Source organism: Nocardia bhagyanarayanae (genome assembly GCF_006716565.1).
GTDB lineage: Bacteria > Actinomycetota > Actinomycetes > Mycobacteriales > Mycobacteriaceae > Nocardia > Nocardia bhagyanarayanae.
The window spans coordinates 5355476-5368737 of sequence record NZ_VFPG01000001.1 but is presented as its reverse complement, the minus strand read 5'-3'; the positions used below and the strand labels follow the sequence as shown (position 1 = coordinate 5368737).

The window sequence follows — 13262 nt, the reverse complement described above, 5'->3', positions numbered from 1 at the left end:
CCACCGACGCAACGGGGCCGACCGTGGAAGACGGAAAGTATTCGATCTTTCCCTTCTCAACATATAGCTCACCGGGGGCCTTGCGGCAAGACCCGGTGTGTGCCGCAGAATTGCCGACCTGATCCAAATCTGCGGACCTTGGGAGTAGCGCGTGACCGACATCGACGTGATCATCGTGGGCGCCGGCCCGGCCGGGCTGACGCTGGCCGCCGAATCGAGCCTTGCCGGTGTGCGGCCGCTGGTGCTGGAGAAGCATCCGGAGCCCCGAGACGTCCCGAAGGCCAGCGGTATCGCCGGTCGGATCCTCGACGTGCTGCGCTACCGCGGCATCCTGGATCGCTTCGAAGCGGCCAGCAGCGACCCGCACATTGCCGCCCGATTCCCCTTCGGCGGAACGCATCTCGACTTCACGCAACTGGCGGATCCGCCGCTTCGGGCCGTGCCGCTTCCGCAGCGGGAGATCGAACGACTACTCGCTGAACGCGCCCGCGAACTGGGCGCCCAGATCCGCCGCGGCCACGAGGTGATCGGGGTGAGCCAGGACGAGGGCACGGTAACCGCGGAGGTGCGTGGGCCGGACGGACCGTACCGGCTGACCGCCCGCTACTTGGTGGGCTGCGACGGCGGCCGCAGCCGCATCCGCGACATGGCGGGTATCGGGTTCCCCGGCACGACCTATCCGGAGGTCAACCGGGTCGCCCAGGTGCGCGTGGGCGATTCGGTCACCGTGCACGACAACGGCGACATCGATGTCCCCGGGCTGGGTCGGCTGCCCTTCGGATTCAACCGAACCGACCGCGGTATGTTCGCGTTCGCGCCCAACCCAGGGGGCCTGTTCCTGCAGACCGTCGAGGACGAGGCCACCGCCGACTACGACGATGACGAGCCGCTGACCCTGACCGAGCTCGCGGACAGCGTGCGCCGCGTGCTGGGCGTGGATCTCCCCATGTCGGATCCGAAGCGATTGTCGCGCTTCACCTTCAAGGATCGGCAGGCCGAACGGTACCGGGCCGGGCGGATCCTGCTGGCAGGCGATGCGGCCCACCTGCTGCCCGCCACCGGCACCGCGCTCAATGTCGGCATGCTCGACTCGGTCAACCTGGCTTGGAAGCTGGCCGCCGACGTCCAGGGCTGGGCTCCGGCCGGACTGCTGGATACCTATCACGACGAACGCCACTTCGCCGGTGCGCGGGCGCGGTTGCAGACCCGGGCGCAGGTGGCGCTGCGGCGCGGACACGACGAGGCCGCCGACTCGCTGCGCGAGGTCTTCCAGGAATTGCTCAGCGACGAACCGGCACTGCGCCGCATCGGAGCGCTGGTCGGCGGCACCGACATCCGCTACCCGATACCCGGCGATCACGCGCTGACCGGCGTCTTCGCGGCCGATCTCGCCCTGCACACCGACCGGGGCACGACGAGCGTCGCGGAACTCATGCACGCCGGACGGCCTGTCTTGCTCGACCTGGCAGACCGCCCGGAACTCCGCGAGATCGCCCGGCAATGGGCGCACCGCGTCGACATTCACACGGCCAAGACCGATGATCAACAGGTCGATGCCCTGCTGATTCGCCCCGACTGCCACATCGCCTGGGCCGGGAGTATCGGAGAACCGGCCGAGACCGCCGCGTCCACGCTGCGCGAAGCGCTGTCGCACTGGTTCGGCTCAGCGTCCGTCGCGTAGTCCCGCGCGCCGGCGCGAATGTGGGTGACGTCCGGCTCGTGGACTTGACCTTGTCACTGTGCGAAGCCGTTCACTAGCTGTCGGAGGTGGTTCCCATCAACTCGACACACAGGAATTCACAGGACACGCGGCTGATCGACGCATTGGCCGCGGGAAACTCGTCGACACGGCTGAAGGCGGCCCTGGCGATCGGTACGCGTCCCGCACCCGGTTTCGTCGATGTGCTCGTAGAACGGTGCGCGATCGAGCCGGACTTCTTCGTGCGCGACATGCTCACGTGGGCGCTGACTCGCTACCCGTCGGAGATCACGGTCTCGAAACTCCGCGCGGAACTGCGATCCCGACGCCCACAGGCCCGGAGCCAGGCGTTGCACACACTGTCGAAGATCGGGGACAAGAACGCGTGGCCCGCGATCACGCGGTCGTTGCTGCGCGATTCCGACGACGAGGTCGCGCGGAGTGCGTGGCGCGCCGCCGTCGTTCTCGCGCCCGAGGGGGAGCGGGAATGGCTGGCCGGGGAACTGGCCACCCAATGGGGCCGCGGTGACCGGGACGTACGGCTGAGTCTGAGCCGTGCCCTCGTCGCGCTCGGCGACGTGATCGAGCCGATACTGCGGGCGGCGATGGCAAGTGACGACCCGACGGTTCGTGCGCATGCGAGCGCCACGCGGCGGCTGCTGCACGACCCGGATGCCGGGTTCGACCTCGCCGTCGACGAGGCGCGCCGGGTCGTCGCGCTCGGTCCGGACCGGAAGGAGGAAACCGCGTGCTGATCGGTGAGGTGGCGCGCCGCTCGGGTGTGAGCGCCCGGATGCTCAGGCACTACGACGCCCTCGGGCTGGTACGACCCACGGGCCGCACCGTGGGTGGCTACCGGGAATACTCCGCCGAAGACATCCGGCGGATCTTCCACGTGGAGGGTCTGCGATCCCTGGGACTGTCACTGCGCCAGATCGGCTCCGCTCTCGACGATCCAGGGTTCACCCCGTCCGCATTGGTCGGCGACCTCATTCGAAAGACCGAGGCACGACTGAACCGGGAGCAGGAGCTGCTCGAGCGGCTACGCATGGTCGATACGGCCGAGCCCGCCAGCTGGCAGGACGTCGCGCGCGTCGTGGAGCTCTTGCACGGACTCACATCGCCGAGTGCCGCGCGCCGGCAGCAAGCCGTCCTGGCCCCGGCCGAGGACTTGGCCATGCCCGCCGAGTTGCTGGTCGAGGCGGTCCTCACCGAATCCGATCCGAACGTCGCCGGGGCGCTGCGGTGGGCCCTCACGAGGGCGGGTGGTGACGGCGTGGCAAGCCTGACACCCGCCATGAGCTCGGAGAACGCCGACATCCGGCGGCGCGCGGTCCTGGCGCTCGCCGAGCTGCCCGGCGACGAGGCGACCGCAGTCCTCACGGACGCGCTCGAGGACAGGGACCCGACGATCCGCCGACATGCTGCTCTGGCGCTGGGTGCGCGCGGCGTGACCCGAGCAGTGCCGGCGCTGGTCGGCACGGTGGTCGAAGGCCCGAACGATGTCGAGGCAGCCGAGATACTGGGAACCTTGGCATACGACCCTGAGTGGGCGGACCGGATCATTAGCGCGATGGCCGCTGAACTGGCCGCCCCCACAGCGGATTCGGCGGTGCGGATGCGGCTGACACAGGCACTCGCCGAGATGCCGGGGACCATAGCGCTCGGTATCCTGCGGCAACTGGCCTCTGACGATGATCGGGCCGTGGCCATCCTCGCCTCGTCCCTCGTGAAAGCGCTCGAAGAACGGCCGGTCTGATTCGGCAGACCGAAAGGGACCGGTCTAGCGGACGGTGATCTGCAATTGCAGCGCGCCGTCCGGAGTCGTGGCGTGCAGCGCCTGGGAGATCAGACTGCCGAGGTCGACCTTGCCGAGCACGCCGGTGGTCAGCGCGAGCAGCGGCTGGACGACCGGAAACAGTTCGCGCAGTTCTGGTCCGAGCAGGTTCAGTTTCTGGGTGAGCGCGTCGAGGAATGGAAGCAGTCCGATGACGTCTTCGGTGTCGGTGAGGTAGTCGCCCGGAGTGTCGCCGATCCGCACGACCCGGGCGATCGCGGCGGCCACCTCGCTGACCCGCGGTCCGAAGTCCGCCCACGGGCTGGCCGCGGCGGTCAATTCCCCTCCGGCCCAGGTCATCTCGGTGGCCTGCGCCTGCATGTCGGTCAGCAGTTCGCGGATCAGGTCGGTGCGGCTCACCAGCGTCGCGGCCAGCAGATCGGAGGCCCTGGCCAGTTGCGGAATCACTGCCTCGGTGCCCGCGAGGCCGGTGCTGAAGTTCTCGATAATGGCGGCCACCGTCGCGGGATCCACCTGTTCCAGCAGCTGGGTCGCGGTGCGGGCGACCTCGGGGATCGACACCGGACGCTGTACCGAGGCGGCCGCCAGCCGGTCGCCGTCGCGCAGGTACGGCCCGCCCGCGGTCGTCGGCCGGAACTCGAGGTAGGGCTCGCCGAGCGCGGAGAGCGTCTCGATGCGCACCGAACTGTTGGCGGGCACACGGTATTCGGCGTCGTAGCGGAAGTCGACCTCGATGCCCTCGCGGGTGTGGGTCACCGCGGTGACCTGCCCGATCTGGACGCCGGAGAGCAGGACCTTGGAGCGCGGCAGCAGTCCGCCGGAATCCGGGACCGTCATGGTGGCCTCGGTGTGCTCGGTGAACCAGCCGACCCGCACCACGCCGAAGCTCAAATAGCCGACGCCGATCAGCAGAATCGCCACGATCGCGGCCAGTGAGGCGACCGGACCGAGCCGCCGCAGCAACTCGTCGCTCGCGCTGCCCGCGGGCGTGGACGGAACATAGCCGGGATAGGCGGGCTCGGTGGCGACGGTCATCGCACGACTCCGATCATCCTGAGGGTGGCGATGATCTGCTGAACTTGTTCGTCGGTGGCGACCGGTGCCGCGGCGCCGTCCACCGCCACCGCGCCGATGTTCAGTTTCGGACCGCGCTCGACGAACGGAATGATCTTGTCGCGGACCAGCGACACGACCCGGTTCAGATTCGACGGCGCGGTCAGATCCAGCGGTCGGTCCGCGAACAGCAAGGGCACCAGAGCTTTCGCGGCCGCGTCACTCGCCTCGAGCAGCGGGCCGAGCCAGGCGATCGCGTGCCCGACGATGCCGAGCCCGCCTACGACACCGAGCGTGAGAATCAGCGATTTCGCGTCGGCCGGAATCTCGACCGACCCGCGCTCGCTGAGCAGCGCGTCCAGTTCGCGCGGATTGTCCAGCGCGGCATCCAGATCCCGCTGGATGGTGTCCAGGAACCGGTCCACCACCGCCATGTCGGCGGCCACGTCGGACACATCGCGACCGACGACCTCGAAGATTCGCGCGGTCTCGGCGGGCCGGTCGGGCAGGGTCGCGTTGACCCGGTTGACGATGTCCTGCATCTGCTGCATCGCGCCGCCGCCGACGAAGGTGGACATGCCGGCCAGCAGATCCTCGACCTGGAGCGCGGGCCGGGTGCGTGCCAGCGGGATCGTTCCGCCCGGCGGGATGGTGCGATCGAAATCGCCCGCCGGCGTGCTGAGTCCGATGTAGATGTCGCCGAGAATGGTGTTCTGGCGCAGCTGGACGGTGGTGCCGACCGGCAGCCGCACCCCCTCGGCGATCTCGACGACGGCCTCGACCCGGCCCGGCTGCTCGAGCGTCGGATCCACCACGCTCACCTCGCGCAGGCTGCCGATCTGCGCGCCGTTGGCCACCACCTTCGCCCGCGCGGGCAGGTTCAGCGCGTTGGCCAGCTCGATCCGCACCTGGTAGGTGGGGCCGGACACCGTCGCGCCGGGCACCGGCACTTGCGCGGGATCGAATCCGCATCCGCTCAGCAGTCCCAGTGCCAGCACCGGGACGAGCGCGGCGCGCCGGACAGATCGCGCGGTCATCGGGCACCTACCGTTCCGAGCACCAGGGACACCAGATTCACGTCGGCGAAACCGTTTTCGGCTCCGTCGCAATGGCCGGGCAGCACCGCGTCGATCGCGGCACACACCTGGTCGGCCTGCTCGCGGGGGAGACCGACCTTCGGCGCGGCGTACGTCAGCTGCGGCCTGCCGGTCGCCGGGTCGATCACCTCCTCGAAGAACTGCACGATCGGCGGGATCATCTCCACCAGCTGTCGCAGCGTCGCGACGTTCGCCGAGAGCAGCCGCAGGCCGGGCAGCGCGCCGTCCAGCGCCCCGAGGATCGGCCTGCCGTACTCGCGGGCGATGCTGTTCAGCCACGGCAGAATGACCAGCAGCGAGTCGATGAGCTGCACCACCCGGTCCCACAGCTCGTTGATGAAGGCGATGCCCTCGCTCGCCTGCACCAGCACGATCCTGATATCGCCCCAGTTCATCGCGATGCTGGACATCAGCCTGCCGTAGGAATCGAGCAGCCCGCCGATGTGTCCGATGGCTGCGTCCGGGGCGCGCAGCGCGTCACCGAGATCGGTGATCAGTTTGTTCAGCGCCGGCCCGGTGCCGGAGGTGGCGGCTTCGAAAGCCACGACGCTGTCGCGAATCCTGCTCTGCTCGCCGGGATTTCCACCGCCGGTGAGCTGACCAGCCAGCTGGGAGAAGCCCTGGAGTGTCTGACTGATGCTCTTCGGCGTGAAGGTCTTGGTGATGCACGTCGACCGGTTCCACGGGGCGGCGCCCGGCTCGCCGAGAACCGCGAGGTTGCGATCGGCCACCAGCGTGTCGGAAACGGTGGTCGCGGTGACTTCTCCCCGCAACACCCGCTCCTCCCGCACCTCGAAGTCCACCCGCACACCCGTGCCCTCGGGCCGTACCGAGTTCACCGTGCCGATCGGAATGCCCAGCGCTGTCACGTGATTGCCCGGATACAGGCCGACGGCGTCGGGCATCATGGCGCAGTAGGCGACCGTCTTCTTCACCGGGTCGAACACCACGAGGTAAGCGACAGCGGCGACCGCCGCGACCACCAGCGCGCCGAGCACGGTCACGAAACCCTGGGACCGCAGAATGCGTTTCATCGCTCAGCACCCCCATCCGGGCAGCGGGATACACACCGGCGCGGTGAGCGCCGACTGATCGATGACGACACCGTCCTCGGCGGTCGTCATCGCCACCAGTCGCTCACGCAACTGCTTCCACTGCGGAATGGCCACATCCAATTGCGCGGCGAGCTGTTCCAGCTGCGGCAGCAACTCGCGCAGCTTCCCGGCCAGCGGCGCGAGCACCTCGCGCCAGGACGGCTCGACGGCGGCGATCCTGGACAGCAGCGAGGCGGCGATGGACAGCGCCGACGCGATCTCGGCGCGTTTGCCGAGGCCTACGGTCATCAGTGTGCCGAGCTCGCGGACGAATGTGCCGATCAGTGATTTGTTCCCGTCGATGGTGCGCAGGTACTCGTCCATCACCGTGAGCGCGCGCGAGACCTCGACGTTCTGCCTGCGCAGGATGTCGACGAACGACTGCATCGCGGCGCCCATCTGGCGCAGCGCGTCCGGACTGGTGTCGAGGGACTGCTGGAGGGCGGCCAGATTCCGGCGCAGCGTCTCGCCGTCCACCTCGGAGACCGGCGCGGCGGCGTCCTGCAGAATGCGCACCAGGCTGTAGGGCAGCCGGACCCGGTCGGGTGGAATCGGTCGCGAGCCGAGAGCTTTTGTGCCCGAGGGGAACACCGCGACGTAGTGGCCGCCGACCGCGGTCAGCATGCGGATCTCCAGGCTGGTCGTGTCGCCGAGGAACACGTCGCGGTCCACGGTGAAGGTCATCCGTACCTTCGTCTCGCCCAGCTCGAGCGCCGTCACCGAGCCGACGGTGATGCCCGCCAAGCGCACTTGGTCGCCGACCTTCACCGAGTTCGCCTCGACCAAGTCGGCGGTGTAGCTCGCCTTCCCGAACGGGACGAGATAGATCACCGCCGTGGCGAGGAGCAGCGCGGCGACGAAAAGCCCGCCGAGTATGCCGAGGCGGAACTCCCTCGCGTTCTTCGCCGCCTGGTGCCGGTCGTGCGAAAAACCGTGCGGTGCAAGCTGGTTCAGCAGTCGTTGCGTCATCCGTTGCATATCGCGATCCTCTGCCCGGCGACGAGCACCGAAAGCACCTGGGGAAGCTGGACCGGCCCCTTGGAACAGCTCATCGGCACCGGTCCCGCCGCGCCGGGCGCGGGCGGCAGCACGTTGCTCAGCGCTTGGAGCAGGCCGGGGAGCCTGCCGAGCAGCTCGAGCGCGGCCTCCGGGTCGGGGAAGAGCAGCCGCAGGTCCGTCATCAGATCCGGGTTGGCGCGTTCGGTGAATCCGAGGGTTTCCATCAGGCGGTTCAACGGTCCCATCGCGGAGGGGGCCGCGGCGGCGAAGTCGAGCAATCCGTCCAGCTTCACCCGGAACGCGCTGACCACGTCGGCGAGGCCTTCCATCAGGGTGACCAGATGCGGTGAGCGCCCGCCGATCTGCGCGGAGATCGCGTGCAGGTTGGCCACGATGGTCGCGATCACCGCTTGGCGATCGGAGGTGTAGCGACTGAGTTTCTCGATGGCGTCCAGCGCGGGACCGATGCCGGAGCCGTTGCCCTCGATCACCGCGAGCACGCTCTCGGTGAACTGGTTGAGCGCGCCGGGGGAGAACTCGGCGATCACCGGCTGCAACCCGTTGAACAGCTGGGTGATGTCGAAGGACGGCACCGTGTTGGCCACCCCGAGCGCCGCGCCGGGCGGCAGCGGCGCGCCCGGCCGATCCGGTTGCCGCACATCGACATAACGCTGACCGGTCAGGGACTGGTAGCGGATGGCGACGACGCTGGAGTCGTAGATCGGACGGTCGCGCTGAACCGTGAAACTCACCCGCGCGTTGGTGCCTGCCCGCTCGATCGCGGCGACCTTGCCGACGGAGACGCCGAACATCCGGACGTCGTCGCCGGTCTTCAATCCGCTCACATCGGTGAATTCGGCGGTGTAGGCGCCGGTCTCGCCGTCCACGGGCCGGGTGATCGCTTGCACGACGACGACGAGCAGCACGAGCATCGCGACGGTGAACAGTCCGAGTCGCCACATCACCGCTCGGATCGGCAGGGTCGTCATCGCGCACCCCCCGGACCAGCGAGCGCCGCGAAGCCGGACGTCCCGAGCAGCGGCACCGCCAGCCCGGGCATCCCGCGCAGGGCCACGGCCACGTTCAAGGCGGGGCCGTCGGGCGTGTCGGAGAACATGCGGTTCAACCGGTCGATCAGTTCCGTCACCTCGGCGCGCGAGCGGCCCGGCGCGGGCACGGTGGCGGCGAGCGCGGCGACGAGCGGAGTCAGTTCCGTTGTGTACGGGGACAAGTGCCGGTTGGCGGCGTCGCCGAGCACGCCGATCGACGGCAGCGCACCGTCCACGACCATGGTGATGGTGGCGTCGTAGCGGGGGCGGTCGGTCAGGAAGATCTCGATATTCATGACCGAGTGCAGCAGCCGGAAGGTCGCCGAGGCGAAATCGCCCACGCCGCCGAAGAAGGCCGAGTACTGGTCGATCAGGTACGGCGCCGGATAACGCTGGGTGTCGGCCACGGCGCGGCTCAGCGTGATGATCGCCTCCCAGAGCGGCGCGAACGAGCTCATCTCGCTGTTCACCGTGGCGAGCAATTCCGAGAGTTGCGGGGTGAGCACCTCGGTGGAGGTCTCGGTGAGCGCGCGCAGCAGGCTGCCCATGGTCACGTCGGTGACCTTGCCCGCGTGCGCTCCGGCGAGATCGATCAGATCGCCCTCGGTGAGTGGGGCGCCGCCGTCGGCCGCGCGCAGCGTGAGAGCGCTGATGCCGAACAGGTTCTCCGGGGCGTAGTCCACGGTCAGCGCGTCGGTCAGGCCCGCCGTCTGGGTCTTGTCGAGTTCCAGTGTGATCAGCTGGCGTCCCTCGTCGACGGCGGCTATCTCGGTGATCTCACCGACGGTGACGCCGTCGTAGCGCACCCGCGTGCCCTCGATGACGCCCTCGCCGATCTGCTCGGTGCGCAGCTGGACCTGCAGGCGGTCCGGTGGCCGGTCGTCGAGCCCGGCGCGCCAGATGAGACCCGCGACCACCGCCACCGTCAACGCGGCCGCGCCGAGCGCGCGGGAACCGCGCCTGCTCATCGGCACACCGGGAAGTCCGTAGTTCGGCATGCGCTCACCCCGGGAATTCGATGGCGGAGTCGACGCCCCAGAGCACGATGGTGAGCACCATGTCGAGGGCGATGATGGCGACGAAGCTGGCCCGCACCGCGCGTCCGGAGGCGATGCCGACGCCCTCGGGTCCGCCGGAGGCGAAAAAGCCGTAGTAGCAATGGATCAGGATGACGGTGACGCCGAACACCAGGATCTTGATCACCGCGGCTAGCACGTCGTAGCCGCTGGTGAACTGGAAGAAGTAATGGTTGTAGACACCGCCCGCCTGGCCGTGCAGCAGCACGATCACCGCGGAGCAGGCCAGATAGCTCAGGATCAGCGCGATGAGGAAGGTCGGTACGATCGCGACGGCGCCCGCGATCACCCGCGTGGTGACGACGAAAGGCACCGAACGCAGCCCGAGGGATTCGATGGCGTCGATCTCCTCGGAGATGCGCATCGAACCGATCTCCGCGGTCGTCCGGCAGCCCGCCTGCGCCGCGAAGCCGACCGCCGCGGCGATCGGCGCGAGTTCCCTGGTGTTGGCGAAGGCCGACACGACGCCGGTGACGGGTCCGAGCCCGATCAGGTCCAGCGCGGCGAAGGACTGGATGCCGACGCCCGCGCCCATGGCGACACCGAGCACCACCAGCATCGGCACGGTGCCGCCGCCGACGATGACCGACCCGCGCCCCCAGGTCATATCGGTGATGGTGCGCATCGTCTGAGTGCGGTAGCGGCGCAGCGTCAGCGGTATCGCCCACAACGCCTGGAAGACGAAACCGAGCAGGAAGCCGGTGTTCTCGACCGGAGCGAGGATCCGGCCGCGGTTGCGGACGACGCGATAGGCCCAGCCGAGTCCCTTCGGCGCATATGGTGTCGCGGTCATCTCAGGCCACCCGCAGCGGGAGGAACATCGTGACGATCTGGGTGATCACCAGGTTGACCACGATTATCGCGGCCACCGAGATCACCACGGCCGCGTTGACGCCGTCGGCGACGCCGCGCGGACCGCCGCGCGCTTCCAGCCCGCGCTGGCAGGCGATGATCACGACGAGGAAGCCGAACAGCATGGCCTTGGCCAGCGAGATCCAGACGTCGGCGACGACAGCGAAGGAGCCGAACGTCGCCCAGTAGCTGCCCGGCGTGACGTTCTGCGCGCTGATCGCCACCGCGTAGCCGGAGACCACGCCGACGAAGATGATGAGCACATTGAGCAGCGGCGCGACGAAAAGCATGGCCGCCACCCGGGGTATCACGAGCCGGTGCACGGGACTGATTCCCATGGTGCGCAACGCGTCTATCTCCTCGCGCACGGTCCGCGCGCCGAGATCGGCGGCGATGGCCGAGGCGCCCGCCCCGCCGAGCAGCAGCCCGGTGGCGATGGGCGCGCCCTGCTGGATCACGCCGAGGCCGCCCGCCGCGCCGATCATCGAGTCGGCGCCGAGCTGGTGGATCAGGTTGCCGACCTGCACCGAAACCACCACACCGAAGGGGACCGCCATCAGCACGGCGGGCAGTGCCGTGACAGTCACCAGATACCAGGCCTGACGCAGCATTTCCTGCCACTGGAAACGCAGGCCGATCAGATCGGCGAACGCACCGCGCACCGACTCGATGCCGAGATCGACGGCCCGGCCGAAGGTGCGCACGCTGGAAACCGCTGTGCCGGTGACATTTTCCCGCGCGATACGGATCGCGCCCGCGTCCGTGACGCTCGGCGGCGCCTCCTTCATCGTTCCTCCCTGCATCCCCCGTTGCGCGCCGATCCGCCTCGGCGCTCGTCGCCCGACGGTCCACGGAAACCGATAGCCCGACGGCACATTCGCATGTGATCACCGGCACTTTTACCGGCCGGAAGTAATGCACGTCACACGCAAATACAACGACGTCAATTTACCTCCGAGCCGCCATCGCCGCCGTAGAATTCGGCGAATCCGGTTGTCTCCGAGGACAAGCCGATGTGCGGCAGCGTGACGTTCGAGCGCGGTCCGCCCCGTCGGGTCACCGACTGCGTACACTGTTTCAATCGAGTGACCAGTTCGCTGGGGGAGTGCTGACGCTCGACGACCGACGACGATGGAGGCGAAGGTGTCAGCGCGACGCGACCAGATCCTCGACGCGGCACGCGATCTGGTCCTCCGCGAGGGCTACGCCCAGGCGAGCATGCACGCCATCGCGCGGGCCGCTGGCCTGACCAGGCCCGCCCTGTACGCCGAATTCGGCGACCGCGATGGACTTTTCACCGCCCTGCTCGACCGGGAGGAAGAGCGCGCCTTGACGATGGCCGCCGCGGCCTTACCCGAGATCCGGCCCGGGGCCGATCCCGCCGAGATCGCGGTCGAGGCGGCCGATCTGTTCCTGGGCATGGTGCTCGCCGCGCCCGGCACGTGGCGCTTCGTGCTGATGCGCGACCAAGCGCTGCCACCCTCGGCGCACGAACGGGTGGCCCGCGGCCGGATGGCGCTGCGCGAGCGCTCCGAAGCCATGATCCGGATCGTCGCCGCCATGGCCGAACGGGAGCTGGACGCCGAACTGGTCAGCTACACCGCCATCAGCGCCAGCGAGACCGCCGCGCGTTTGCTGCTGGCCGAGGATGGAACGCAACGCCGTGACGCGATCGCCTCGACCCTGCGCTGGATCGCGCGCCGAGCGGTGGCGACGGCTGGAATAGGGGAGGCCTCCGGTGGCGCGCGCCGGTAGCGACGCCGCGCGGCCGCGCCGCAAGTACGCCAAGCGCCTGCAGCCCGCCGACCGGCGAGAGCAGTTGCTCGACACGGCCTTACGCATCCTCGCCGAATCCGGGTTCGCCGAGGTCACCATCGCGGCGGTGGCCGAGCGCGGCGGCGTGACCCGCCCGGTGGTCTACGACCTCTACGCCAACCGCGACGATCTGCTCCGCGACCTCATCGCGCGCGAGACCGCACGCATGGTCGCCGCCACCTCGCACGTCGCCGAGAGCGGCGCCGCGCCCGCCGATCCCAAGGCGGCGCTGCTCTCGGCGCTGAGGCGCTTCCTCAGCGATCTGCGCTCCGTACCGGACAGCTGGCGACTGGTCTACTTCCCGATCGACGGAGTGCCCCCCGCGCTGCGCGCGCCGATCGAGCGGGCGCGCGACGAACTGCGCGCGCCGCTGCGGCGCCTGCTGCGCGACTGGCTGGCGAGCCGACCGGCCGAAGAGCGCACCGACGAGGTCGATCTCGACGTCTTCGTCGAAATCGTCCAGGGCGCTGTGCAGACCGTGGCGCGCCAGATGCTCGCCGAACCCGAGCGCTTCGACCTCGACCGAATCCTGCGCGTCGTCGACCTGTTGCTCTACGAAAACCCCTGAGCTCGAGTATCTTTCCCACCGCTCCGGGCGCGGCCCGTCGTCGTGGACGCGCTTCGCGGATCTGAGGCCCGCGGGCCGTCGGCAGGCACGCGCGCGCCCCGGGTGGTCGGTTCCGTCTGGGACGGATCGTGTCCGATTCATAGACAATGATGTTCGTGAACA

13 protein-coding genes are annotated in these 13262 nt (G+C 69.0%); 5 read left to right on the top strand and 8 right to left on the bottom strand.

The genetic code is table 11. The features are described from left to right. The first annotated feature begins 151 nt into the window (after positions 1 to 151). The 3 genes from FB390_RS23440 (at position 152) to FB390_RS23430 (ending at position 3458) form a co-directional block, all read left to right on the top strand. Positions 152 to 1681: an FAD-dependent monooxygenase gene (locus tag FB390_RS23440; protein WP_141810882.1), complete on the top strand. Its 1530-nt coding sequence runs from the start codon at positions 152 to 154 to the stop codon at positions 1679 to 1681. 86 nt (positions 1682 to 1767) lie between these two features. Further along, positions 1768 to 2454 (top strand): HEAT repeat domain-containing protein, encoded by a 687-nt coding sequence (locus FB390_RS23435; RefSeq protein WP_221639351.1) that lies wholly within the window; start codon positions 1768 to 1770, stop codon positions 2452 to 2454. Beyond that, positions 2448 to 3458 carry a HEAT repeat domain-containing protein gene (locus FB390_RS23430; RefSeq protein ID WP_141810880.1) on the top strand — a complete coding sequence of 337 codons (1011 nt, stop codon included), beginning with the start codon at positions 2448 to 2450 and terminating at the stop codon, positions 3456 to 3458. Before FB390_RS23435 ends, FB390_RS23430 begins: the two co-directional genes overlap by 7 nt. A gap of 24 nt (positions 3459 to 3482) precedes the next feature. On the opposite strand, the gene FB390_RS23425 is transcribed toward FB390_RS23430, so the two are convergent. From FB390_RS23425 to FB390_RS23390, 8 genes are read right to left on the bottom strand one after another with little or no spacing between them, the layout of a single operon-like run. Next, positions 3483 to 4532 (bottom strand): MlaD family protein, encoded by a 1050-nt coding sequence (locus FB390_RS23425; protein ID WP_141810879.1) that lies wholly within the window; start codon positions 4530 to 4532, stop codon positions 3483 to 3485. Then, positions 4529 to 5587, bottom strand: coding sequence for an MlaD family protein (locus FB390_RS23420; protein ID WP_246124176.1), 1059 nt, complete (start codon positions 5585 to 5587; stop codon positions 4529 to 4531). The genes FB390_RS23425 and FB390_RS23420 overlap by 4 nt, the downstream gene beginning before the upstream one ends. Then, entirely contained in the window at positions 5584 to 6681 is a 1098-nt protein-coding gene (locus tag FB390_RS23415; RefSeq protein ID WP_141810878.1) for an MlaD family protein, read from the bottom strand. The genes FB390_RS23420 and FB390_RS23415 overlap by 4 nt, the downstream gene beginning before the upstream one ends. 3 nt (positions 6682 to 6684) lie before the next feature. Next, positions 6685 to 7719 carry an MlaD family protein gene (locus FB390_RS23410; protein ID WP_141810877.1) on the bottom strand — a complete coding sequence of 345 codons (1035 nt, stop codon included), beginning with the start codon at positions 7717 to 7719 and terminating at the stop codon, positions 6685 to 6687. Further along, on the bottom strand, positions 7707 to 8729 hold the full coding sequence (locus FB390_RS23405) for an MCE family protein (protein WP_141810876.1): 1023 nt from the start codon (positions 8727 to 8729) through the stop codon (positions 7707 to 7709). The genes FB390_RS23410 and FB390_RS23405 overlap by 13 nt, the downstream gene beginning before the upstream one ends. After that, positions 8726 to 9787: an MlaD family protein gene (locus FB390_RS23400; protein WP_141810875.1), complete on the bottom strand. Its 1062-nt coding sequence runs from the start codon at positions 9785 to 9787 to the stop codon at positions 8726 to 8728. The genes FB390_RS23405 and FB390_RS23400 overlap by 4 nt, the downstream gene beginning before the upstream one ends. Positions 9788 to 9791: 4 nt before the next feature. Next, positions 9792 to 10658 (bottom strand): ABC transporter permease, encoded by an 867-nt coding sequence (locus tag FB390_RS23395; protein ID WP_141810874.1) that lies wholly within the window; start codon positions 10656 to 10658, stop codon positions 9792 to 9794. 1 nt (position 10659) lies between these two features. After that, entirely contained in the window at positions 10660 to 11505 is an 846-nt protein-coding gene (locus FB390_RS23390) for an MlaE family ABC transporter permease (RefSeq protein WP_141810873.1), read from the bottom strand. Between the two features lie 355 nt (positions 11506 to 11860). Here FB390_RS23390 and FB390_RS23385 point away from each other — a divergent pair, with 355 nt between their 5' ends. After that, complete coding sequence (locus FB390_RS23385; protein WP_185757145.1) at positions 11861 to 12472, top strand: TetR/AcrR family transcriptional regulator; 612 nt, start codon at positions 11861 to 11863, stop codon at positions 12470 to 12472. Further along, the gene (locus FB390_RS23380) at positions 12456 to 13100 is read left to right on the top strand and encodes a TetR/AcrR family transcriptional regulator (protein ID WP_141810871.1); all 645 of its coding nucleotides are present in this window, start codon (positions 12456 to 12458) and stop codon (positions 13098 to 13100) included. The genes FB390_RS23385 and FB390_RS23380 overlap by 17 nt, the downstream gene beginning before the upstream one ends. The last annotated feature ends 162 nt before the right edge of the window (positions 13101 to 13262 follow it).